The sequence below is a fragment of the Prauserella salsuginis genome (assembly GCF_024648885.1).
GTDB classification, from domain to species: domain Bacteria; phylum Actinomycetota; class Actinomycetes; order Mycobacteriales; family Pseudonocardiaceae; genus Prauserella; species Prauserella salsuginis.
The window spans coordinates 260,335-284,787 of sequence record NZ_JANBBF010000009.1 but is presented as its reverse complement, the minus strand read 5'-3'; the positions used below and the strand labels follow the sequence as shown (position 1 = coordinate 284,787).

Below are 24,453 nucleotides of genomic sequence, written 5' to 3'. Positions count from 1 at the left end.
CCACAGTGCGGGCGCTCCGGCGGTGGACGGTTTGCCAGCCGACGGGTGGGCCTACGCGCGCTGGGTCGTCTCCTCCGACGATGCGGCGCCGGCGTCCTCCAGCGCGATTAGCTGCTCGTAGACGACCTCGTTCACCCAACGCCACACGGCGTCGCGGCCGAGCAGGACACGGTCGCTGTGGCTTTCGACGTCGAGCGTCACGTGAGCCTCGTCGTCGGCCGACACGACGGCCACGCCGTACGTGCGCGCCCGCGGCAGGCAGTTGTCGACGTAGTCGTGGGTGAGGGTCATCGACTGGGGCAGCACCATCGCCGCTTCGCCGTAGCGGGAGAACGGCACGGTCGCGGCGAGTCCGGTGCGCCAGTGCCGCGCCACCGCGAGCACGCCCACGATGTCGGCCGCGGGCGGCGGAGCGGTGTCGGCCAGCTCCGGCCACGTCCACGTCGACACCTGCGCGCGGTCGGTGACGGGCTCGTGGCCGAGGGCGATCCGCTCGGCGTGCGCCTCCGGGCGCAGCTTCGCCACGACGTAGACGCGCCTGCCGAACATCGTCAGCGGCGGCAGCACCGCGCCGTGCCAGCCGAGGCTCGCCGCGGCGTCGGCGGCCAGCGCGTCGACGTTCTCCGGCAGTTCGACGGGCGGGACCACCCGACTCGGCACCGAACGCGTTCCGTTCGCGCCGTTCGTGATCGCGGTCTGTCCGGGTGTCGCCGCCACGGATCTGCCTCCCGTACTCGTTCGAAGCCCGCTCGGGTGAGCGGCTCCTCGTTGGATGGCTCTCTACTCCGAACACCGCCCGCCGGGTTGCCCCGCGAGCCCGTGGTGTTCACCAGCCCCTGCGCCGGTGCAGCTCCTCGGTCGCCGTTCCGTCCCGTCGGCCGTGCCTGGCGGGTCGGGTCCGCGCCGCGAAGCGCTGCCAAATCAGATTGCAACCGAAACACCACCGACGTCTGCGCCCTGGCGGGGTAGCTGCGATCGACGGCGCTCAGCGGTCGGTGATCGGTCGGTGGGCGGTGAAAGAAGTTCGGCCCGGCGGTGCTGCCGTATGGGTGACGTACGGCTGAACGGGGGACCTACCGGGCATTCCACGCTGTGCGGTGACGTTCACCGCAGCCATCGACTGCGACGGGCGGTTATCGTCTCCGTTGGCCGGGAGCCGAGCGGTCCACACCACCGAAACGGGGTGGTCCGCACCCGTGCTGAACTGGACGGACTCCAGATCAGCACATTCGGCCTCCGGATTCAATAGGAAGGACAAAGGCGGCAACGAACGTGCGAGGGCCCGACGAGCGCACAGACCCGCCACCAGCCACCATCCCGACAGCCCTTCCGGCGACACTCCCACCATCCCGACAGCGACAAGGAGGTCCGCGCGTGGCACCGCGCCGTTCCGTTCTCTACATGCCCGGCGCGAACGAGCGGGCGCTCGAGAAGGCGAAGACCCTGCCCGCGGACGCACTGATCCTCGACCTGGAGGATGCCGTCTCGCCCGACGCGAAGGACTCCGCACGGGAACGCGTGTGCGCGGCGGCCGCATCCGGCGAGTACGGGGGCCGTGAGGTGGCGATCCGCATCAACGGCATCGACACCGAGTGGCACGACGCGGACCTGCGCGCCGCCGCCCAGGCGGGTCCGGCCGCCGTCGTCGTGCCGAAGGTGAACTCGGCGCGCGACGTGATGACGATCGAACGGGCGCTGGAGCTCAACGGGGCAGCCGAGCACACGACGATCTGGGCGATGCTCGAAACCCCCGTCGCAATGCTGCACGCCGAGGAGATCGCCGGCGCGAGCGACCGGCTGTCGGTCCTGGTCATGGGCACCAACGATCTGGCGAAGGAACTGCACGCCGAACCCGCGGCCGGCCGCGCACCGCTCGTCGCCGGCCTGTCGCTGTCGCTGCTGGCGGCACGCGCCGCGGGCAAGCAGATCCTCGACGGCGTCTACAACGACGTACAGGACCTCGCCGGCTTCGAGGCCGAAGCCACCCAGGCGCGGCAGTTCGGCTTCGACGGCAAGACCCTGGTCCACCCGGGGCAGATCGAACCGTGCAACCGCGTGTTCGCCCCGTCCGACGAGGCGATCGCCCACGCCCGCAAGGTGATCGACGCCTTCGAGTCCGCCCGCGCGAACGGCGAGGCCGTCGTGACGGTCGACGGTCGGATGGTGGAGAACCTGCATGTCGCCGAGGCGCAGCGCGTCCTCGACCTGGCGGAGGCCATCGCGGCGAAGTAGCCGTGTTGCGGATTCCGGGGCCGTGTTGCGGATTCCAGGGGCCGTGTTGCACCCCGCCCGCCGTACACCACCGCTAGGAGCGGCGGGGCAACCGTCCCCTGCCGACTCCATACCGGCGTCGCACTGCGGGTAAGCATCGCGCTGCGCGGCAGGCATCGCACTGCGTACAGGCATTGCGCTGCGCGTAAGCATCGCGCTGCGCGGCCGAAATTCCGTTGCCCCGCCCTCCCACCCGGCCTAGGTTGACGCGTCGTGATCACACGGGGAGCGGGCGGCGGGGGCCGGCAGCGAATTCGGCTCGGGGGCGAATTCGCGCGCCTGTGGACGGCGTCGGCGCTGACGAACGTCGCCGACGGCGTCACCCTCGCCGCCGGCCCGCTGCTCGTGTCGTCCCTCACCGACGACCCGGTGCTGATCGGCAGCGCGGTGTTCGTAACGCAGCTGCCGTGGTTGCTGTTCTCGCTGATCAGTGGTGCCTACGTGGACCGGCTGGACCGGCGCAGACTGCTCGTCGTCGTCAATCTGGTGCGCGGCGCGGTGGTGACCGGACTGGCAGCGACGATCGCCACGGGAACCGTATCGGTGCCGATCATCTACGCGGCGTTCTTCCTGATCGGCACCTCGGAGACGCTCGCGGACAACGCGTCGAACGCCATGCTGCCGACCCTCGTGAGCGTGGCGGCGCTGCCGAAGGCCAACGCCCGGCTCGTCGCCGTCCAGATGGGGGTCAACCAGTTCGTCGGACCGCCGCTGGGCGCATCACTGTTCGCGCTGGCCGCAACGATCCCGTTCGGACTCAACGCCGCTGCGTTCACGCTGGCCGCCGTCGTGCTGGGCACGTTGCCGCGGCGCGCGGGCACACCCGCACCGGTTCAGCGGCGTCCGCTGTGGACGGAGATTCGCGAGGGTGCGCAGTGGATGTGGCGGAACCGGGTGCTGCGGATGATCAGCGTGACACTGTGCGGCATGAACCTCACGCTGTTCTCGACGCTGGCGATCTTCGTGGTGTACGCCCAGCAGCGACTGGGGCTCGGCGAGATCGGTTACGGCGTGCTGCTGGCGACGATGGCGGTCGGCGGCATCATCGGCGCCGGCCTGGTGAGCAGGCTGCGTGCGCGGCTGGCCGATTCGGTGCTGCTGCGCGCCGGGCTGGTGCTGGAGACGCTCACGCACGTCGTGCTGGCGCTGGTGACCGAACCGTGGGTGGCCGCCATGACGCTGGTGATCTTCGGCATGCACAACGGCGTGTGGGACGTCGTTTCGGTGTCCTGGCGGCAGCGGATCGTGCCCGATGCGCTGCGCGGACGTGCCAACAGCGTGCACATGCTCTTCGGCGTCGGCGGCGCCGCGCTCGGTAGTCTCGCCGGTGGTCCGATCGTGAAGGCGTTCGGTGTCACGGCGCCCTTCTGGACGGCCGCAGCGCTGATGGCGGTGTTGACGGTCGTCGCCTGGCGCGCGTTCGGCCGGCACCTCGTCGACGACGTCGCACCCGCACCCGCGGAGCAGCGCGCTTAGCCGGATGCCGCACGCGGGCACAGCAACCCCGAACGCAGAACACGGGCGTCCGAGCGCGGAACGCGCGTCTGGGTGCACGACACGCGCGTCTGGGTGCACGACACGCGCGTCTGGGTGCAGGACACGCGGGGAATCCGCGCAGAGGTACAGACGTTGCACCGGACGTGCCGCTACCACCGTTGTCCGTGCTCGACCGCGCCTCCGTCCGCCACGGCCAGGATCCGGCCGCGGCGCTCCGTGACACGGTGCGATTCGCCGTTGACGTGGAACAGCTCGGGTACCGGCGGTTCTGGGTCGCCGAGCATCACGGCGTGCCCGGCATCGCGGGTGCGGCTCCGACGGTGCTGGCTGCCGCCGTCGGCGCCGCGACGTCGACGATCCGCGTCGGGACGGGTGGGGTGATGCTGCCGAACCATCGGCCACTGGTCGTGGCGGAACAGTTCGGCACGCTCGAGTCGCTGCATCCCGGGAGGGTCGACATGGGACTCGGCCGTTCCGTCGGGTTCACCGGTGCTGTACGGACCGCGCTGGGTGCCGACAAGACCGATGCCGGCCGTTTCGGCGACGACGTCCGCGACCTGCTCGGCTACTTCGACGGCGACCATCGGGTGCGCGGCCTTCCCGCGGAGGGGCTGCGGCCGCCGCCGTTGTTCGTACTGGCCACGGGGTCCGGAGCCGGACTCGCGGCGGAACTGGGTGCGGCGCTGGTCATCGCACCGCTCGGCGACGTCGACCGGCTCGCCGACCACATCAGGCACTATGGCGAGACGTTCCGGCCGTCGGCGCAGTGGCCGGCGCCGCACGTCATCGTGTCCACCGCGGCCGCCGTCGCCGACAGCCGCGAACAGGCGCGCGAACTGCTCCTTCCGGAGGCGTGGGCGATGGTCCGCTCGCGCATCGACGGCGTCTTCCCACCGCTGCTGCCGCCCGGCCGGGTGCCCACGCCCGGCGAACGTGAACGGCGCTACCTCGACGACGCCCTGCGTGGGCAGATCCACGGCACCGAATCCGACGTCGCCAGGGGACTCACCGAGCTGGTCGACCACACCGGCGCGGACGAACTGCTCATCACGATGAGCACGCACGACCGCGCCGACATGCTCGACTCGTACTCACGCCTGGCGAACCTGACCTGAAGCGGTCGTCACACGATGTTGGCGCCCGCATCGACCGGCAGTGTCGCGCCGGTGATGTAACGAGCCTCGTCGCTGGACAGGAACAGCACCGCGTTGCTGATGTCCTTCGATTCGACCCACGGCACGTCGAGCGCGTTCAACGACGTGAATCCGGGAATCGCCTTCTCCTGCGACGGCTCCGGATCCCCGGGAGCGAACATCGAGTAGACGCCGGGGTTCTGAATCATCGTCGTGTCCACATTGGTCGGGTGGACGGTGTTGACGCGGATGGCGTGCGGCGCGAGCTCGTTCGCCATCGTGCGCATCAGGCCCACGATGCCGTGCTTGGCCGACACGTAGTGGCCGACGTGCTGGATGCCCTTGAACCCGCCGATCGAACTCGTGAACACGAGCGACCCGCCGCGGCCCGCTTCGATCATCGACGGCACCGCGACCTTCGCGGTGTGCCACACACCGGTCAGGTTGACGTCGATCATTTCCTGCCATTGCTGCGCGCTGAGCTCCCACGACTTCGTGAACGCCGTCGCGATTCCCGCGTTCGCCACGACCGTGTCGACCCGGCCCAGCTCCGCGAGCCCGTGGTCGAACGCCTTCTGCAGCGCGCCCAAGTCACGTACGTCGGCCTTCTCCGTCACGATCTTCCTGCCGAGATCGCCGACGAGTTTCGCCGTGCCCGCCAGGTCCTCCTCGGTCGCCAGCGAGTAGCACGGGGTCACCGTTTCGATGTCCTCGCAGATGTCGACCGCGATGATGTCCGCGCCCTCCTCCGCGAGCCGCACCGCGTGGCTCCTGCCCTGCCCGCGGGCCGCGCCGGTGATGAACGCGACCTTGCCTGCCATCCGACCCGTCATCGTCTCCTCCTCGAGACCTGCGTCACACGGTCGACCGAGTTTCGTCCCGATCGGCAATTCATGTCAAGGATTAGCAGGAATCAGCTCTGGGAGGTGCGGCAACTCAGCCGATCACCTGAGCGGCGGACCAGGCCTCCCGGATGCAGGGACACACCGGAGACGAGAAGGCCGCAACACAGCCCCCAGCAGGCCGTCGTCGCGCGCCAGCGCGCCGACGGGAAGCGGTGGCCGGATGGCGGGTGGGAGCAACACGGTCCCCGAAGAACGCAACACGGGCCCCGGAAAGCGCAACACGGCGAGGGGCGGGCGCCGTCAGAGGGTTTCGAAGGCGGCGGCCGCGCGCAGGGTGCCGACGTCGGCGAACCGCCGGCCCGCGAGCTGCAGCCCGATGGGCAGGCCGTCGGGACCGCGTCCGCAGTCGACGGACACCGCGGGCTGGCCGGACATGTTGTACGGGAGCGTGAAGGCGATGTGCTCGAACGGGCGCGCCGGGTCCCCGGTGGGTGACGGTGTGTCGAACGGATTCGGCGACACCTGACAGGTCGGCGAGAGCACGATGTCGTACGGCTCGGTGGCCCGCAGAGTCGCGACGGCGATCGCGTCCATCTGGGCGAACCCGTGGTAGACGTCCACAGCGGACAGGTCTTCGGCCGCGCGTGCCCACTCCACGAGGTACGGCAACACGGCACCGGTGTCGAGCTTCGCCAGATCGGCGAGCAGGCGGGTGCGCCAGAACCGGTCGAGCCCGTCGAGCATCTCCCGCGTGAGCCACGGTTCGACGAGCTCGACCGTCGCGCCGGCGGCCTCGAACCGGCGGGCCGCTGCGGCCACCGCGTCACGCACCGCCGGTTCGACCGGTAGCCCCACACCCGGGTCGAGCTGCACCCCGATCCGCAGAGCCGACGGGTCGGCAGGCGGACACGACCAGTCCGGTTCGGACGGTGGCAGCGAGAGGTGGTCGCGCGCATCCGGCTGCGACAGCACACGCATGAACAACGCGGCATCCGCGACCGTCCGCGTCATCGGCCCTGCGGTCCTGCCGGGGAACGGCGGATCGACGGGCACCCGCCCGAAACTCGGCTTGAACCCGACGATGCCGCACCACGCCGCGGGCAGCCGGATCGACCCGCCGATGTCGGTACCGACGTGCAGGGGCCCGTACCCGGCTGCCGCCGCCGCACCCGCACCGGCGCTCGACCCGCCGGACGTGCGCGTGAGATCCCACGGATTCCGCGTCGGCTCGTGGAAGCTCGACACCCCCGACGTGAGCATCCCGAAGTCGGGCATGGTGGTCTTCGAAAGGAGCACGCCGCCGGACTCTCGGATCCGCGCAGCCGCGGGCGCGTCGACCGGTGCGGGTTCGAGCCTCGTCGCAGCCGTGCCCAGGGGCTTCGGGGTTCCGCGCGTCGCGATGTTCTCCTTGATCGTCAGCGGCACGCCGTCGATCGGACCCAGCGGGGTTCCCGCGCGCCACCGCTGCTCCGATGCGGCGGCCGACTCCCGCGCCGTGTCCGGGTCGAAGGCGTACAGCGCGTGCAGCTGCGGTTCGCGCTCGTCGATCCGTGCCAGCACCGCCTCGGTGACCTCGACCGGGCTCACCTCGCCCGTGCGGTACGCGCTGATCAGTTCCGTCGCGGTCTTCTCCGGAAGTCCGGTCATCGGCTCACTCCTTTTCGGACGGTCAACCCTCGGGTGGTGGCTCGGGTTCGGACGACTCGGGCCCGGCTGCGGAGGCCTCGGACGTCGCCGATCCGGCCGGTGCCCGCAGCGCACCGTGCAGCGTCGGGGCCGCGGCGATCAGCTCGCGCGTGTAGTCGTGGCGCGGCGCGTCGTACACCTCGTCGACCGGTCCGTGCTCGACGACCTCACCCCGGCGCATCACGGCGACCTCGTCGCACATCTTCCGCACCACGCCGAGATCGTGCGAGACGAACACGAGCGTGAGCGCGTACTCGTCGACCAGCCGGGTGAGCAGGTCCAGAATCTGTTTGCGGACCAGCACGTCGAGCGCGCTCACGGCCTCGTCGGCGATCAGCACATCCGGCCGCGGTGCGAGCGCACGGGCGATCGAGATGCGCTGGCGCTGCCCGCCCGAGAACCGGTGCGGATACTGCGCGCCCGCATCGGAGGGCAGGCCGACGGCGTCGAGCAGTTCGGCCACGCGCTCGTCGCGGTCACGCGTGCGGCCGAGCGGTTCGCTGATGATGTCGCGCACGCGCATGCGCGGATCGAGCGATCCCATCGGGTCCTGGAACACGATCTGCAGTCGCCGTCGCAGGAACCCGAGGTCGGACTCGCGGCGGTCGTCGATGCGCTGCCCTTCGAACGTGACCGTGCCGGCGGTCGGCCGGTCGAGCGCGGCGAGAAGTCTGACGAGAGTGGACTTTCCGGAGCCGGACTCGCCGACGATGCCGAACCGGCCACCGCGCGGCACGTCGAGCGACACCCCGCGCAGCGCGTGCACCCCGCCGCGATACGTGCGTTCGAGGTCGCGTACCGAGACGATCGGGCCGCTTCCGGGAGCGGCATCCGGGGCGGCACTGTCGGGTGTGGACGTCACAGCGCGGCCTCCACGAGTCGTCGCGTGTAGTCGTGTTCGGGCGCCGACAGCACCGTCTCGACGGGGCCCTCCTCGACGATGCGGCCGTCACGGCACACCAGCACGCGCTCGCACACCGACGCGATGACGGCCAGGTCGTGGGTGATGAACAACAGGGCGCTGCCCCGGTCGCGCACGCCTTCGGCGACGAGGTCGAGCACCTGGGCCTGCACCGTCACGTCGAGGGCCGTCGTGGGTTCGTCGCAGATCAGCAGGGCCGGATCGTTGGCGAGCGCGATGGTGAGCAGCACGCGCTGTCGCTGCCCACCGGAGAGTTCGTGAGGGTAAGCGCGCGCGGTCCGCTCCGGCAGGCCGACGCGGTCGAGCAGTTCGCGGGCGCGGGCGGTCGCCCTGCGACGGGCCGTGCCGTGGACGGTGAGCGCCTCGGCGACCTGCCGGCCGACGCGCATCGCCGGGTTGAGCGCGGTCATCGGCTCCTGGAACACCATGCCGAGGTCCTTACCGCGCAGCCGGGACAGCTCGCGTTCCGAGGCGCCGACGAGTTCGCGTCCCCGCAGCGTCACCGACCCGGCCGCCGACAGTCCGTCCGGCAGCAGGCCCATGATCGCCGACGCGGTGAGCGACTTTCCCGAGCCGGACGCACCGATGAGCCCGACCCGCTCCCCCGGCGCGATACGGAACGACACGTCGTCGACCAGCGCGACGTCGCCGTGGGTGATCCGCAGCCCGTCGACGGCGAGCAGATCGTCATGGTCGCGATCGGGTGGCGGCGCTTGATCAAGGGAAGATTCGGGGCTCCCGCCCGTCTCGCGCCGCCACCCAGACGGACGCGCTCCGCGCGGCAGTGCCCGATCAACGCCCCCAAGGTGCCCCTGGGGGCGGTCGCGTTCGGTCATCGGCGGGCCTCCAGGCGGGGGTCGAAGTGGTCGCGGAGGCCGTCGCCCAGCAGGTTGAAGCCCAGCACCACGGCCGCGATCGCCAACCCCGGAACGAGCGCCAACCGCGCGTCGACGGCCAGCAGCTCCTGCGACTCCTGCAGCATCCGCCCCCACGACGGCGTCGGCGGCGCCGTGCCGAACCCGAGGAACGACAACGCGGCCTCGGCGAGCACCGCCATCGCGAACGACACCGACGACTGCACCACGACCATGCCCGAGATGTTCGGCAGCACGTGCCGCCACGCGATCCACCACCGCGAGCGACCACCCGCACGCGCGGCGAGCGTGTACTCCCGCGAGAGCACCTGCAGCGCGCCCGCCCTCGCGACACGTGCGAACGCGGGCACGGTCGCCACCCCGATGGCGATCATCGCCGTGAGCGTGCTCGCCCCGTAGACCGCCGCGAGCATGATCGCCAGCAACAGCGCGGGAAACGCCAGCACGAGGTCACTGGTTCGCATGACCAGTTCCCCGAGCCACCGCGGGCCCATCGCCGCCAGCACGCCCAACGGCACGCCGGCCACGGCAGCCAGCCCCACGGCGACGATCCCGACGTACAGCGTCGTCTGCGCACCGACCATGAGCTGGCTGAAGACGTCGCGGCCGAACTTGTCCGTTCCCAGCAGGTGCTGCGACGTCGGCCCGAGCAGCCGCACGCTCGCGTCGACGGCTTGCGGGTCGAGCGGCGTCCACAGCAGCGACACGAGCGCCGTCACGACGACCAGCCCGACGAGCGCTCCGCCGACGACGAGGTTTCCGCGCATCACGACCTCCGCAACCGGGGATCGAGGACCGCGTAGAGCACGTCGACCAGGAAGTTCACCAGCAGCACGCCCACGACGAGGACCAGCACGATGCCCTGCACCGCCAGCAGGTCCCGCGCCGCGACGGAGTCGAGCAGCATGCTGCCCAGCCCCGGCAGCACGAACACCCGCTCGACCACCACCGCCCCGACGAGCAGGGTCGCCAGCTGCACTCCCAGCACCGTCACGACCGGCACCGCCGCATTCCGCAATCCGTGCCGCACCAGTGCCGGATACGGCCGCAATCCCTTGGCTCGCGCCGTGCGCAGGAAGTCCTCCCGCTGCACGTCGAGCACCGCGGAGCGCACGTACCGCGTCAGCACCGCGCCCTGCACCAGGCCCAGCGACACCGCGGGCAGGATCAGCCCGCGCAGCCACGCGCCGACGTCGTAGGCGGGCGGTGTCCACCCACCCGACGGCAGCCAGCCGAGCTGCACCGCGAACACCTGCACCAGGATGATCGCCGCGAGGAACGCGGGCACCGCCACGCCCACCTGCGAGGCCGCCGACACGACCACGCCGCTCGGCTTACGGTGCCGCACCGCGGCGACGATCCCCGTCGGCACGGCGATCAGCAGCGCGACCAGCATTCCCGCGCCGACCAGCCACAGCGTGACGCCAAGCCGGTCGAGCAGCTGCGGCCCGATCGCCTCCTTCGTGACGTACGACGTGCCGAAATCCCCGGTCAGCAGGCCGCCCACCCAGTCGAGATACTGCGTCGCCAGTGGCCGGTCGAGGCCGAACTCCTGCCTCGTCTGCTCGACCAGTTCCGGCGTCGCGTTCACTCCGAGTGCGACTTGCGCCGGATCACCCGGCAGCACGGCCATGAACGCGAACACCACGATCGACGCGACGATCACGCTCCCCACGAAGATCACGAACCTGCGCGCGATCGCCGCCGCCGGACTCGCACCGCCCGCCACACGTTCGGCCGTGGTCATGACGTCCCCTGCCGCCGCAACCCCGTGAGGTCGAACGACTCGCTCACCTGGTTGGCCTGCAGCCCACGGACCTCGTTCTTCGCCACGACGATGTTCGGGAACAGGAACAGCCAGTTGGCGGCGGCGTCGTCGGACAGTGTCCTGGCGACCTCGCGCATGTCGGCGATGTACTCCCGGGGCGGCGCGGTGTCGGCCTCGGTGAGCAGGCGCTGCACCCGGTCGCTGTCGTAGCCCCAGTAGAAGTCGGGGTCACCGAACGTGGTGATGTCCTGCGGTTCGACGTGCTGCACGATCGACATGTCGTAATCGGCGTCGGTGAACACCTGCTGCAACCACACCGCGGGGAAGTCGAGCGGTTCGATGTCGACGGTCACGCCGACCTTCTTCAGGTGCGAAGCGATGACCTGGGCCGACGACACGGCATACGGCAGGTTGGCGATGCGCAGGTCCAGCCGCAGCGATTCGTGCCCGGCCTCGCGCAACAGGCTGCGGGCGCGGTCCGGATCGTACGGATACTCACCGGAGAGGTCTTCGAACCACGGATCGGTGGGCGGCACCATGCTGCCGATCAGTTCGCCGCGCCCGCCCCATGCCGCCTCGAGCAGCGCCTTCCGGTCGATGGCGTACGTCAACGCCTTGCGCACCCGCACGTCGTCCAGCGGCGCGCGGCGGTTGTTGAAGGCGAGCACGACCTCGCCGTTCGTCGTGCCCTGCAGCACGCGGAACCGGTTGTCCGCCTCGAACTGGGGCAGCGAGTCGGGAGCGGTCACCCCGGAGATGACGTCGATGCCGCCGGAGAGCAGCGCGTTGTTCAGCGCCGTCGCGTCGGCGTAGTACTTGAGCACGACCGTGCGGTAGCCGGGCGCGGGCCGCGGGCTCTCGGGGTTGCTGTACTCGGGATTGCGGGTGAGCACGATCGAATCCCCGCGGCGTCTGCTCTCCACGTCGTACGGACCGGTGCCGACGGGGTCGTTCGCCAGGTCGGCCACGCCTGCCGGGTCGAACATCGCACCGATACGGGTGGTCATGGCACGCAGCCACGAGTTGCTGGGCCTGCTCAACACGACACGCGCGTGACGGTCGTCGACGACCTCGACACGGTCGACGACGTCCATGCCCGATTTCAGCGAGATCGTCCAGTCCTGCTGCACCCGTTCGATGGAGAACTTCACATCCGATGCGGTGAACGGTTCGCCGTTGCTGAACGTCGCCTCACGCAGCTGGAAGTCGTACACCGTGCGGTCGTTGCTGACGTCCCACGACTCGGCGAGGCCGCCGACGATCTCACCGTCCGAGTCGACCTTCACCAGCGTCTCGTACACGTTGTAGAGCAGCGCCTGCGGAATCGCGGCGCCGTCGGTGGTGGTGAAGTCGAAGTTCTGCGGCTCGGCGGTGAGCCCCACGGCGAGCGTCGACGGGCCGGTCCCCACCATCGCCGTCGAACCGGCGGTGCAACCGGCCAATGCGAGCGGCGCGGCCAACACCGCGGCGGACGCCAACGCCGAGAGCGCCGACCGCCGTGTCGCCATCCGTCACCGCCTCCCGGCCACCTCGGAGCACCCGATCAGCAGGCGACCTTGACACCACGCCGATCGGCGGTCAAGAGGATCAGCCGTCGAGGACGGCCGACACGTCGCGCCACAGGTCCTCGGGGTCTTCGAGGCCCACGCTCAGCCGCAGCAGACCGGCGGGTACGTGCGAATCCCCCGGCAGGTGAGCGCGGCGTTCGATGGTGCTCTCGACTCCGCCGAGACTCGTCGCGTTGTGGATGAGCTTCAGGTTCGCGCAGAGGCGTTCGGCTGCGTCGGCGTCGGCGAGGTCGAACGACACCATGGCGCCCGATCCCGGGTAACGCACCCGCACGACGGCCGGATGCGCGGCGAGCCGTTCGGCCAGCAGCGACGCGGTCTTCGACGCCTCGGCCAGCCGCACCCCGAGCGTGCGGAGCCCGCGCAGCGCCAACCACGCCTCGAGCGCACCGGGTGTGGTGCCCGTGCGGGTGCGCGCCTCACGCAGCGATGTCGACAAGTCGTCGCGGGCGGTCACGGCGACGCCGAGGAGCAGGTCGCTGTGCCCGCCGATGAACTTCGTGACGCTGTGCACCACTACGTCTGCACCCATGCCCAGGGGCTGTTGCCCGATCGGGGTGGCGAACGTGTTGTCGACGACGGTCAGCGGCTTGCGGTCACCCGAACCGGCGGCCCTGAGGATCGCGTCGAGGTCCATGACGTCGAGCGTCGGGTTGGTCGGCGATTCGAGCCACAGCACGTCCACCTCGCCTGCCGCGGCGATCCAGGCGTCGGTGTCGGTGGGCTCGATCCGCCGGACGGTCAGTTTTCCCCGCTCCTGGGCGTGGTCGAACGCGCCGCGAGTGCCGGCGTAGCTGTAGACGGGCACGGCGATCGTCGCCCCGGCGGGCAGCAGGTCGAGCACGGCGGTGGCGGTGGCCATGCCGGAGGCGTACGCCGTCGCGGTGCCGCCTTCGAGGGCGCCGACGGCCTCTTCGAAGGCCGCCCACGTGGGGGTGCCGACCTCGCGGGAGTACTCGAGGCCGAGCGCGCTGGCCGGGACGAGCGGGGCATTGGCGGGATTGCCGTCACCGGCGTCGGGGCGGCCGGCGAGGATGGCGCGGGTGCGCGCGGACCACGATTCGTTCACGCGCCCAACCGTAGCCGCGCCCCTCACCCACGTCCCGTCAACGAGATCAACGCGATGTCACGTCTCCACAGTCACGTCTCCCCTGGGGAGACGCCCCTGGGGCACCTCGATTGCAATGCCGGATCTGGTGATGGCCGCAACACGACCTCCGGAACCCGCAACACGGCCCCGGAACTCGCAACACGCGCCCCGGAACGCAGAACACGCGGTACCGAACGCAGGACACGGCGTCCTGAACGCAGAACACGCGGTGCCGAGTGCAGGAGCTGACAAAGCGAAACGCCCCTTGCGTGAGCAAGGGGCGTTTCGCTTATGTGCGCGAGGTGGGAGTTGAACCCACACGTCCTTTCGGACACACGGACCTGAACCGTGCGCGTCTGCCATTCCGCCACTCGCGCGAGTGCCTCTCTGCGGCAGCACCGATAGCCTAGCAGGCCGTTTCAGGGGCTTTCACCGGCCCCGGTGTCATGGGCGCCAAACCCAGATACGATCGATGCGAGAGGGGCGTTCACCAGGGAGGAGGTTGTCCGGATTGGGTCGTGTTCAGCGTTTTGACCGGCGCCTCGAGAGCCTGGTGGGCAACACGTTCGCCCGGATGTTCGGGGGCAATGTCGTCACGGAGGAAGTGGCGCACAGTCTGGAGCGCGAGAGTGAGGACAACGTTCGTGAGCTCGCGGGCGGGCGGAAGCTCGCCCCGAACCACTACATCGTGTCCTTGGGTGCTGCAGATCACGATCGGATGGCGGGCGATGAGCAGCGGGTCACCAGATTGCTGGCGGACGCCGTCTCACAGCATCTGTCCGAACACGGTTGGGACACCTATGGTGACGTCGTAGTTTCGCTAGAGCGCAACGAAGCGCTGCATACTGGACAGTTCAAGACCCGCTCGACCGTTGATCCCGACGTCACAGCAGCATTTGATGGCGACGGTCAAGCACGGCCGGCACGAACCAGCGACGCAGGAGACCGAGCAATGAGCCAGCCCGGCGGCTACGGCCAGTACGACCAGGGTGACCCGTACGGCCAGGGCCAGTACGGATACGGACAGGGACAGCCCGGCTACGACCAGGGATATGGCCAGCCGGGCTACGACCAGGGTTACGGTCAGCCCGGATACGACCAGTACGGGCAGCCGGGCTACGACCAGGGCTACGGCCAGCCCGGATACGACCAGTACGGGCAGGACCCCTATGCCCAGGGCTATGGCCAGGACCCGTACGCCCAGGGTTACGGCCAGCCGGGCTACGACCAGGGCTACGGCCAGCCTCCGCAGCAGGACCCGTACGGCCAGGGTTACGGCCAGCCCGGCGGCTACGACCCGGGCTACGGCCAGCCCGGCGGTTACGGTCAGCCCCCGCAGGACCCGTACGGCCAGCCCGGCTACGACCAGGGCTACGCGGCCCCGCCGAGCCCTCCCGGCGGCTACCCGGCACAGGCTCCGCCCCCGCAGTCGGACCCCTACGGCCAGCCGGCGCAGGACCCGTACGGCCAGCCCGGCTTCGGCGCGCCCGGTGCCCCGGGTGCCCCCGCCGGCGCCCCGCCGCGGCCGCTGACGGCGTCACTGCAGCTCGACGACGGTTCCAACCGGAACTACTCCCTCAAGCAGGGCAGCAACGTCGTGGGCCGTGGCCAGGACGCCGACTTCCGCCTTCCCGACACTGGTGTCTCGCGTCGCCACCTGGAGATCACGTGGGACGGCCAGAGCGCCACGCTCGCCGACATAGGTTCGACGAACGGCTCGACGGTGAACGGAACCCCGGTCCAGACCTGGCAGCTGGCCGACGGTGACGTCATCCGCGTCGGTCACTCGTCGCTGGTGTTCCGGACCCAGGGCTGAGCGAATCCGGGTTTCGGCCGGGCCTGAGGCAGCGGAACCCGGGTTTTTCGGCAATCCCGCATGGGCGCCGCGTGCTGGTCACGCATAATGGCGGCCATGTGGGGGCCTGCGGCGTGTTCGCCGTGGGGCGAGCGCGAAAAGGCGGGAGCTGACACAACAGGTGCCGGAGCTGGTCGTACAACTCACCAGAGCAGGGTTTCTGCTCCTGCTGTGGCTGTTCGTGTTCGCCGCGCTGCGCGTGGTGCGTTCGGACCTCTACGCGGCGTCCGGTCTGCGGGTGAACCTCCCCAACCTGCGCCGCGGCAAGGACAAGAAGCGCCCACGCGCGGGCGGACGCGGCGGCGGGAAGATGCCGCGCCAGCTCGTGGTCACGCAGGGCGCCCTGTCCGGCACGCGCATCGCACTCGACGGCAAGCCGATCATGATCGGCCGTGCCGACGACTCCACGCTGGTGCTCGACGACGACTACGCGTCGACGCGCCACGCTCGTATCTCCCTGCGCGGAGACGAGTGGTACGTGGAAGACCTGGGCTCGACGAACGGCACCTACCTCGACCGGGCTAAGGTCACTGCACCCCTCCGAGTCCCGCTCGGCGTCCCCATCCGGATCGGCAAGACGGTGATCGAGCTTCGCCCATGACTCTCGTCCTTCGCTACGCGGCACGCAGTGACCGCGGCCTGGTGCGATCCAACAACCAGGACTCGGTATATGCCGGCCCCCGCCTGTTGGCGCTGGCCGACGGTATGGGCGGCCACGCCGCCGGTGAGGTGGCCAGCAAGGTCGTCATCGCGTCGTTGGCGCCGCTCGACGACGACGAACCCGGCGACGATCTGGTCAGTCAGCTCCGGGATGCCACCGTCCAGGGCAATCAGGCCATCGCGGAACTGGTGTCGAACGACCCCGAGCTGGACGGCATGGGCACGACGCTCACCGCCGCACTGTTCTCGGGGTCGAAGCTCGGCATGGTCCACGTCGGCGATTCGCGGGCGTACCTGCTGCGTGGTGGGCAGTTCTCCCAGATCACGCGCGACGACAGTTTCGTCAACGAGCTGATCGAGCAGGGGCGGATCACCGAGGAGGAGGCGGCGACACATCCGCAGCGTTCGCTCCTGCTCAAGGCGCTGACGGGCAGCGAGGTCGAGCCGAGCCTGACGGTGCGGGAGGCTCGGGCGGGCGACCGCTACCTGTTCTGTTCGGACGGGCTGTCCGGCATGGTCAGCAACGAGACGCTGGCCGAGGCGATGCAGATCCCGGACCCGCAGGAGTGCGCGGACCGGATGATCGAGCTGGCGCTCAAGGGCGGCGGTACGGACAACGTCACGGTGATCATCGCGGACGTGGTGGACGTCGACTACGGCGAGAACGCCCCGATCGTGGGCGGCGCCGCCGGTGACGGCACCGACGAGGGTCCGCAGGGTGACTCCCCCGCGGCGCGCGCACGGGCGCTCACGGCGTCACAGCAGCAGCAGTCCTCGCAGGCGCAGCAGGCCGAAGCGAGCCCGCAGCCGGAGGATCCGAAGGCGAAGCGGCGCAAGCGCATTCGCCTGCTCGTCGGCATCGGGCTCGCGATCGTGCTGCTCGCGGCGGCGGCGATCACGACCCGGTATTTCGTGATGAGCCAGTACTACGTGGGTGTCGGCTCGAACGACGAGGTCGTCATCTACCAGGGCGTTCCGGGCAGTGTGCTCGGTCTGGACCTGCAGGAGGAGGCCGAAGGGTCCTGTCCTCCGTCCTCGACGCTGTGCGAGCCGCTGCGGCTGCAGGATCTGCAGCAGGACGCCCGCTCGGCGGTGTCGAACTCGGTCAAGCGCGATGACCTGGCCTCGGCACGCGAGTACATCGACACGCTGCGCCGCAACAACATGTTGGAGATCTGCGACGACGAGCAGGACCAGCCGCAGGGCGGCGGCATCATCGGCGGCATCGGCGAGGGCGAGCGTCAGCAGAACGACGGCGGCGACAGCGGCGGCTCCGGCGGCGACTCGGGCAGCGGCTCGGACGGCGCCGGGCAGAACCAGCGGAACTCCGACGATTCGACGTCGGGCGAAGCCAACACTCAGGCGGGACAGGACCAGCAGCCGGGGGTGGACTGCCGTCCGGCGCCCGGCTCGGGCGGTAACTGATGACCGCAGCCGCAGGCAACCAGAGTGCGGTCGGGCGGCAGTACACCACGAACCCACCACGTGAGCTGCCGAAACGCCGCGGCACGGAGCTGATGCTGCTGGCGTTAGCCGCGGTCGTCGTCACGACGGCGTTCGTCCTGGTGCAGATCAACCAGGAACAGTCGCTGTCGTGGTCGATCCTCTGGTACGGCGGCGCCTACCTGGCGATCTTCAGTGCAGCCCACGTGGCGGTGCGGTTCTGGGCACCGTACGCGGATCCGCTGATCCTGCCGTGCGTGGCGCTGCTCAACGGCCTCGGCCTGGTGACGATCTACCGCCTGGACCTGGCGGAGGCCGAGCGTGCGCGCTCACTGGGACAGGATTTCGCGGGCAGCGCGCCCCGGCAGGTGTTGTTCACGGTCGTGGCGTTGGCGCTGTTCCTCGCGGTGCTGCGCATCGTCAAGGACCACCGCACACTCACCAGTTACGCCTACACGGCCGGTCTCAGCGGTCTGATCCTGCTGGCGCTGCCTGCGGTGCTTCCCGCGTCGCTGTCGGAGGTCAACGGCGCGAAGGTGTGGCTGCGGCTGCCGGGCTTCTCGATCCAGCCCGGCGAGTTCGCCAAGATCCTGTTGATGATCTTCTTCGCGTCGTTCCTCGTCGCGAAGCGGGATCTGTTCATGACGGCGGGCAAACGGATACTCGGCGTCGAACTGCCGCGTGCGCGGGATCTCGGGCCGATCATCATCGCCGCGGTCGTGTGCCTCGGCATTCTCGTGTTCGAACGTGATCTCGGCACGGCGCTGCTGTTCTTCGGTATCACGCTGATGATGCTGTACGTCGCCACCGAGCGTGCGATCTGGGTCGTCGTCGGCCTGAGCATGTTCCTCCTGGGCGCGTTCATCGCCTACCAGTTGTTCACCCACGTGCAGCAACGTGTCACCAACTGGATCGACCCGCTGGCGACCTACGACGACCCCGGCGGCGGCTATCAGATCGCGCAGGGCCTGTTCGGGCTCGGCACCGGCGGAGTGTTCGGCACCGGGCTGGGTGCGGGCAGGCCGGAGATGGTTCCGGAGGCACACACCGACTTCATCAGCGCCGCCCTCGGCGAGGAGATCGGCTTCGTCGGTCTCGCCGCGGTGCTGCTGGTGTACCTGCTGCTGGCGATGCGCGGAATGCGCAGTGCGCTGGCGGTGCGCGACACGTTCGGCAAGTTGCTCGGCGGCGGCCTTTCGTTCGCGATCATCATGCAGGTGTTCGTCATCGTCGGCGGTGTCACGAAGCTCATCCCGATGACGGGTGTGACGACGCCGTTCCTGTCCGCGGGCGGGTCGTCGCTGCTGGCGAACTACATCCTCGTGGCACTGTTGCTGCGCATCTCCGACACCGCGCGCAGGCCGCAGCAGCAGAAGCCGAGCGGGGAGGCGCCGCCGAAACAGCTGGCGCCGATCGCCGAGGCGCACACCGTGATGGTGCAGCGCCCGCCGCAGCCGCAGGCAGGAGCCGGCCCCGCGGCGCCGGCTTCGGCTGCGGCGGGCCAGCAGGCTCCAGGACCCCAAGCTCCGGAGCGCCACTCGCAGGGGCCCCAATCGCCGGGGTCACAGCCACCGGGATCGCAGTCGCCCGCACAGCCTTCCCCGGGGCAACAGCCTTCCCCGGGGCAACAGTCGCCGGCGCAGGCCTCACCCGGGAAGGCACAACACCCGGTGACCCCGCCCCAGGGCCAAGCCCCGGTGCCGCAGCAGGCGCCGAACCGGGCCACCCACTCCGAGCCCGGCCAGGGAAAGCCGCAAGAGCAGGCCGCCGGGTCCGCGCCGGAACAACCGAAGGAAGCCGGGCCCGCACAACCCGGCCCACAGCAGGCGGAGCGATCGACACCGACCGACGAACCCGCCTGGCCGACCGAAGAGAGCACCGACGAACCGAACCGGCCGAAAGGGGATGACGCGACGTGAACACTCCCCTGCGCAAGGTCGGCATGGTCATGCTGGCGATGCTGACTCTGCTACTGGCCAACACGACGTACGTCCAGGTGGTCCGGGGCGACGACTACGCGTCCGATTCCCGGAACTCACGGGTGCTGTACGAGGAGTACTCCCGTGAACGCGGCAAGATCGTCTCCAACGAGGCGGGCCAGGTGCTCGCGGGCGTCGAACCGTCGAACGACAACTTCAACTTTCTGCGCACCTACCGCAACGGCCCGATGTATGCGCCCGTGACCGGCTACTACTCGATCATGTACGGCGCGGGCGGCCTCGAGAACGCCGAGGACGCGTTCCTCAACGGTTCCGATCCGCGGCTGTTCGTGCGCAGGCTGTCGGACATGGTCACCGGACGTGACCCGCGCGGCGGCAACGTGCGGTTGACGATCCAGCCCGCGGTGCAAGAAGCGGCGTACCGGGCGATGACCGAGAACGGCTACACGGGCTCGGTCGTGGCGATGAACCCGAAGAACGGCGACATCCTCGGCATGGTGTCGACGCCGTCGTACGACCCGAACCGGCTGGCCTCTCACAACGGCGACGAGCAGCAGCAGGCGTGGAAGGAGTACTCCGAGGCCGAGGGCAATCCGATGATGAACCGGGCCGTGCGGGAAACGTACCCGCCCGGGTCGACGTTCAAGATCGTCACGACGGCCGCCGCGCTCGAGGACGGCATGGAGCCCGACGCGAGCGTCACCCCCGACTCCGAGGTCACGCTGCCGCACACGAACACCCAGCTCGAGAACTACGGCGGCGCCACCTGCCCCGGCAGCACGCTCAAGGACGCGCTGAAGTACTCGTGCAACACGGCGTTCGCGGAGATCGCGGGCGACCTCGGGGCCGCCAAGCTCCGCGCGACGGCGGAGAACTTCGGCATCGGCCAGGACGACCTGCAGGTCCCGCTGAGTGTCGTGCCGTCGAGCCTGGGCGAGCTGGAGAGCGAGGCGGCGCTGTATCAGAGCGGCATCGGCCAGCGCGACGTGCGGCTGACGCCGTTGCAGGACGCGCTGTTGGCGGCGACGGTCGCCAACGACGGCATGGCGATGAAGCCGAAGCTCGTCAAGTCGCGGTTGGCCCCGGACCTGTCGACCATCGAGGACATCGGCGAGGAGGAGCTGACCGGCGAACCGGCGATGTCGGACGAGTCCGCCGAGGCGCTGACGCAGATGATGATCCAGTCCGAGGAGAACACCGGCGGCGGTGGCAAGGACTCGGACCTGAAGATCGCCTCGAAGACGGGCACGGCCGAGCACGGCTCCGACCCGAAGAACATCCCGCCGCATGCCTGGTACACGGCGTTCGCGCCGCACGACGACCCGAAGATCGCCGTCGCGGTGATCGTCGAATCGGGCGGCAACCGCGGGCTGGCGGCGACGGGTGGCACGGTCGCCGCCGAAATCGCAAGGGCCACCATCTCCGCCGGTCTCGGGGGTGGCTAGATGCTGTCGACCGGGCAACTGATCGCGGAGCGCTACCGGCTGACCAGCCAAATCGCCGTCGGCGGCATGGGCGAGGTGTGGGAAGCCAGTGACACCCGGCTGGACCGGCCGGTGGCGGTGAAGATCCTCAAGGCCGAGTTGTCCGGCAACGCCGAGTTCCTCCACCGGTTCCGCGCGGAGGCGAAGACGACCGCGTCGCTGAACCACCAGAACATCGCCGCGGTACACGACTACGGCGAGACCGAAGCCGGCGAGTCGGCGATCGCGTTCCTGGTCATGGAGATGGTCGAGGGCGAACCGCTGGCGGGGATCCTGCAGCGGGAGGGCCGGATCTCGGCCGAACGCACCCTCGACGTGCTGGAGCAGGCGGGCCACGCGCTGCAGGCCGCGCACGAACGCGGCCTGGTGCACCGCGACGTCAAGCCCGGCAACATCATGGTCACGCCCACGGGGGCGGTGAAGCTGACGGACTTCGGCATCGCCAAGGCCGCGGACTCGGCGCCCGTGACGCGCAACGGCATGGTGATGGGCACCGCCCACTACATCGCCCCTGAGCAGGCACTCGGGCAGGACGCCGAGCCGGGAAGCGACGTCTATTCGCTCGCGGTGTGCGGGTACGAGTGCCTCGCCGGGCGCAGGCCGTTCCTGTCGGAGAACGCGGTGACCGTGGCGATGATGCACATCCGCGACGTGCCGCCGCCGTTGCCGCCGGACGTGCCGCCCGCGGCCCGCGCCGTGATCGAAGCCACATTGGTGAAGGATCCGCGTCAGCGCTACGCCAGCGGAGGCGAGTTCGCCGCGGCCGTCGCCGCCGTGAAGGCGGGCCATCCACTGCCGGTGCCGTCCGGGATCGCGGGCTACGGCACGGCAGGTGGCCAGGTCACGGGCGCGCCCGCGGGCCAGGTCACACAGGCGGGACAGGCCGGAAATCAGCCACAGCCGAATACGGTGGGGCAGGGATCTCACCCGTCGATGCAGCCGGTGTCACCGGTCTCACCGGCTCAGAACGGCGTCATGGGGGGGCACGGGGGCACGTCCCACGGCATGACGCCGCCGGGCGTGGGCGCGCCGGGGGCTCACCAGCGACAGCGGCCCGCGGGGATGTGGATACTTCTCACGTTGGCCGCCGTCCTGGTCGTGGCCGTCGTCGCCGCCCTGCTGATCGTGCTGCTCGGACAGGACTCCGACCCGCCTCCCGGCAGGGTCGGGGACCAGCCGCCGCCGACCGGCAGTAACTGGTCGCAGGCGTCGGGCGACATCGGTGGCGAAGCGGTCATCGACGCAACCGGCGTGGGTACCGCCGGCCAACCGACAACCGGCCCCGACGGCACCGTCGGGGCCCTGGACGAGAACGCAGAAGGCATGACGGGCACACCGTGGACGAAGTGGGACGGCACCGAGCAATGAGCGCACCGAGAATGCTCTCCAACCGCTACGAGCTTGGCGACACGCTCGGATACGGCGGCATGTCCGAGGTCCACCACGCCCACGACGTGCGGCTCGGCCGCGAGGTGGCCGTCAAGATCCTGCGTGCCGACCTCGCCCGCGACCCCCAGTTCCAGGAGCGGTTCCGCCGCGAGGCGCAGAACGCCGCCGCGCTGAACCACCCCGCCATCGTCGCCGTGTACGACACGGGTGAGGCCGACACCGAGTACGGCCCGCTGCCCTACATCGTCATGGAGTACGTCGAGGGCAGGACGCTGCGTGACATCGTCAAGACCGAGGGTCCGATGCCGGAGCAGCGGGCCATGGAGGTCATGGCGGACGTGTCGGCGGCGCTGGACTTCTCGCACCGTCACGGCATCGTGCATCGCGACGTCAAGCCGGCGAACGTGATGATCACGCGCAACGGTGCGGTCAAGGTGATGGACTTCGGCATCGCCCGCGCCGTTCACGACGGCCAGGCCGCGATGACGCAGACGGCCGCGGTCATCGGCACGGCTCAGTACCTGTCGCCGGAGCAGGCGCGGGGTGAGCGGGTCGACGCCCGCAGCGACGTCTACGCCGCTGGCTGCGTGCTGTACGAACTGGTGACGGGCGATCCGCCGTTCACGGGCGATTCGCCGGTTGCGGTGGCCTACCAGCACGTGCGGGAGGACCCGAAACCGCCGTCGGCGATGAACCCCGAGGTCTCGCCCGAACTCGACGCGGTGGTGCTGAAGGCGCTCGCCAAGGGTGCCGACAACCGTTACCAGTCGGCCGCGGAGATGCGCTCCGACCTGGTGCGCACGCTCACCGGGCAGCGCCCGTCCGCGCCGATGGTGATGTCCGACGAGGAACGCACCCAGGTGATGGGGGCGCCGGCGGGCGACCCAGCCGGCGACTACGACGACGCCGAGTACGCCCCCGCCTACGACGACGAGGACGAGCGCAGGCGCCGCCGCAAGAAGGGCTGGCTCATCGCGCTGCTCGTGCTGCTCGGCATCGGTCTCGTCGCGTTCGTCGCCTGGCTGGCCGGTGTGTTCGACAGCAACTCGACGACCGAACGGGCCGTGCCGGACGTCGTCGGGCAGCAGACCGCGGTGGCGGTCGAACAGCTGAAGTCCGAGGGCTTCACGAACGTTCAGCAGGAAGAGGTCATCTGCCGGGCCCAGGCCGATCCGAACGACCCGAACGCATGCAGCCCGGATCAGCGGGGCACGGTGCTGGCGGTGTCGCCGTCCTCGGGCACGCGCGTGGACGTGAGCGAGCAGCTGACTCTGCAGGTGGGCGTCAAGCCGTCGCAGGTGCGGGTGCCGGACCTGCAGGGCCTCGACCAGGGCGAGGCCGAGCAGGCGTTGAAGGACGCCGGGCTGTCGCTCGACCAGGACGTGAACTACGAGGAGGTCGACGACTCGTCGGCCGTTGACACGGTCATCAAGCAGAACCCGGCAGCCCACCACGAGATCGAATCGGGCACGAGCGTGAAGATCACGCTGGGCAAGGCCCCTGAGAAGATCACCGTGGAGAACATGCAGGGCAAGAAGTTCCCCGAGGCGAAGTCGCGGCTCGAGGAACTCGGCTTCACGGTGTCGCGCACCACCACCGACAGCGAACAGCCGAAGGGCACGGTGATCAGCCAGACGCCGAACGCCGGCGAGTTCGAACGCGGCCACACCATCCAGTTGACGGTGTCCAACGGCGCCAACCAGCAGATGGACATGCCGGACCTGACCGGCATGACGTACGAGGAGGCCGTGCAGAAGCTCAAGGAGGCGGGCTGGCAGGGCGACCAGCCGAGCCGGGTCGCCGATCCCGGCGCCGACGAGGAGAACGTAGGCAAGGTCACCAACAGCAGCCCCGCGCCCGGTGAGGCGATCACGAAGGGCCAGCCGGTGACGCTGTACATCGGCGCCGAGGAGGACGGATCGTCGTCGCCATCCAGTGAGGAGGAAGACGACGGCGGCGGGATCTTCGACCCGCCTCGGTAACGGCAACTCTGATCCGCCCGCGATGAGCCGTGACGGCCGCGCCGC

Annotated in this window: 19 protein-coding genes and 1 tRNA gene; 10 read left to right on the top strand and 10 right to left on the bottom strand. The window is 70.0% G+C overall.

Annotated elements, in window-relative coordinates:
• Positions 1 to 51 precede the first annotated feature (51 nt).
• Positions 52 to 717: a hypothetical protein gene (locus tag LY40_RS08120; protein ID WP_183780810.1), complete on the bottom strand. Its 666-nt coding sequence runs from the start codon at positions 715 to 717 to the stop codon at positions 52 to 54.
• A 657-nt stretch (positions 718 to 1,374) separates the two neighbouring features.
• Here LY40_RS08120 and LY40_RS08115 point away from each other — a divergent pair.
• The 3 genes from LY40_RS08115 (at position 1,375) to LY40_RS08105 (ending at position 4,883) form a co-directional block, all read left to right on the top strand.
• Entirely contained in the window at positions 1,375 to 2,232 is an 858-nt protein-coding gene (locus tag LY40_RS08115; RefSeq protein WP_258936413.1) for an HpcH/HpaI aldolase/citrate lyase family protein, read from the top strand.
• Between the two features lie 252 nt (positions 2,233 to 2,484).
• Entirely contained in the window at positions 2,485 to 3,747 is a 1,263-nt protein-coding gene (locus LY40_RS08110) for an MFS transporter (RefSeq protein WP_221212668.1), read from the top strand.
• A 164-nt stretch (positions 3,748 to 3,911) separates the two neighbouring features.
• On the top strand, positions 3,912 to 4,883 hold the full coding sequence (locus LY40_RS08105) for an MsnO8 family LLM class oxidoreductase (RefSeq protein ID WP_258936412.1): 972 nt from the start codon (positions 3,912 to 3,914) through the stop codon (positions 4,881 to 4,883).
• 8 nt (positions 4,884 to 4,891) lie between these two features.
• On the opposite strand, the gene LY40_RS08100 is transcribed toward LY40_RS08105, so the two are convergent.
• From LY40_RS08100 to LY40_RS08060, 9 genes are all read right to left on the bottom strand, one after another.
• Entirely contained in the window at positions 4,892 to 5,734 is an 843-nt protein-coding gene (locus LY40_RS08100; protein ID WP_183780816.1) for a mycofactocin-coupled SDR family oxidoreductase, read from the bottom strand.
• Between the two features lie 312 nt (positions 5,735 to 6,046).
• On the bottom strand, positions 6,047 to 7,393 hold the full coding sequence (locus LY40_RS08095; RefSeq protein ID WP_183780819.1) for an amidase: 1,347 nt from the start codon (positions 7,391 to 7,393) through the stop codon (positions 6,047 to 6,049).
• Positions 7,394 to 7,415: 22 nt separating this feature from the next.
• Complete coding sequence (locus tag LY40_RS08090) at positions 7,416 to 8,240, bottom strand: ABC transporter ATP-binding protein (protein ID WP_258936747.1); 825 nt, start codon at positions 8,238 to 8,240, stop codon at positions 7,416 to 7,418.
• Between the two features lie 50 nt (positions 8,241 to 8,290).
• Positions 8,291 to 9,190 (bottom strand): ATP-binding cassette domain-containing protein, encoded by a 900-nt coding sequence (locus LY40_RS08085; protein ID WP_307876681.1) that lies wholly within the window; start codon positions 9,188 to 9,190, stop codon positions 8,291 to 8,293.
• Positions 9,187 to 9,996, bottom strand: a complete 810-nt coding sequence (locus LY40_RS08080; protein ID WP_183780825.1) for an ABC transporter permease — start codon at positions 9,994 to 9,996, stop codon at positions 9,187 to 9,189. Before LY40_RS08080 ends, LY40_RS08085 begins: the two co-directional genes overlap by 4 nt.
• Complete coding sequence (locus tag LY40_RS08075) at positions 9,996 to 10,976, bottom strand: ABC transporter permease (RefSeq protein ID WP_183780829.1); 981 nt, start codon at positions 10,974 to 10,976, stop codon at positions 9,996 to 9,998. The genes LY40_RS08080 and LY40_RS08075 overlap by 1 nt, the downstream gene beginning before the upstream one ends.
• A complete protein-coding gene (locus LY40_RS08070; protein WP_258936411.1) occupies positions 10,973 to 12,505 on the bottom strand; it encodes an ABC transporter substrate-binding protein in 1,533 nt (510 codons plus the stop codon). The genes LY40_RS08075 and LY40_RS08070 overlap by 4 nt, the downstream gene beginning before the upstream one ends.
• Positions 12,506 to 12,584: 79 nt before the next feature.
• The gene (locus LY40_RS08065; protein ID WP_258936410.1) at positions 12,585 to 13,634 is read right to left on the bottom strand and encodes a trans-sulfuration enzyme family protein; all 1,050 of its coding nucleotides are present in this window, start codon (positions 13,632 to 13,634) and stop codon (positions 12,585 to 12,587) included.
• Between the two features lie 315 nt (positions 13,635 to 13,949).
• Positions 13,950 to 14,032, bottom strand: a tRNA-Leu gene (locus LY40_RS08060).
• A gap of 134 nt (positions 14,033 to 14,166) precedes the next feature.
• On the opposite strand from LY40_RS08060, the gene LY40_RS08055 reads away from it, so the two are divergent.
• The 7 genes from LY40_RS08055 (at position 14,167) to pknB (ending at position 24,408) form a co-directional block, all read left to right on the top strand.
• A complete protein-coding gene (locus LY40_RS08055; protein WP_307876680.1) occupies positions 14,167 to 15,471 on the top strand; it encodes an FhaA domain-containing protein in 1,305 nt (434 codons plus the stop codon).
• Between the two features lie 160 nt (positions 15,472 to 15,631).
• Positions 15,632 to 16,111 carry an FHA domain-containing protein FhaB/FipA gene (locus LY40_RS08050; RefSeq protein WP_183780841.1) on the top strand — a complete coding sequence of 160 codons (480 nt, stop codon included), beginning with the start codon at positions 15,632 to 15,634 and terminating at the stop codon, positions 16,109 to 16,111.
• A complete protein-coding gene (locus LY40_RS08045; RefSeq protein WP_258936408.1) occupies positions 16,108 to 17,595 on the top strand; it encodes a PP2C family protein-serine/threonine phosphatase in 1,488 nt (495 codons plus the stop codon). The genes LY40_RS08050 and LY40_RS08045 overlap by 4 nt, the downstream gene beginning before the upstream one ends.
• Complete coding sequence (locus LY40_RS08040) at positions 17,595 to 19,532, top strand: FtsW/RodA/SpoVE family cell cycle protein (protein ID WP_258936407.1); 1,938 nt, start codon at positions 17,595 to 17,597, stop codon at positions 19,530 to 19,532. Before LY40_RS08045 ends, LY40_RS08040 begins: the two co-directional genes overlap by 1 nt.
• A complete protein-coding gene (locus tag LY40_RS08035; RefSeq protein WP_183780847.1) occupies positions 19,529 to 20,998 on the top strand; it encodes a peptidoglycan D,D-transpeptidase FtsI family protein in 1,470 nt (489 codons plus the stop codon). Before LY40_RS08040 ends, LY40_RS08035 begins: the two co-directional genes overlap by 4 nt.
• The gene (locus tag LY40_RS08030) at positions 20,999 to 22,405 is read left to right on the top strand and encodes a serine/threonine-protein kinase (RefSeq protein WP_258936406.1); all 1,407 of its coding nucleotides are present in this window, start codon (positions 20,999 to 21,001) and stop codon (positions 22,403 to 22,405) included. It begins immediately after the preceding gene.
• Entirely contained in the window at positions 22,402 to 24,408 is a 2,007-nt protein-coding gene (gene pknB / locus LY40_RS08025) for a Stk1 family PASTA domain-containing Ser/Thr kinase (RefSeq protein ID WP_183780851.1), read from the top strand. Before LY40_RS08030 ends, pknB begins: the two co-directional genes overlap by 4 nt.
• Positions 24,409 to 24,453 lie beyond the last annotated feature (45 nt).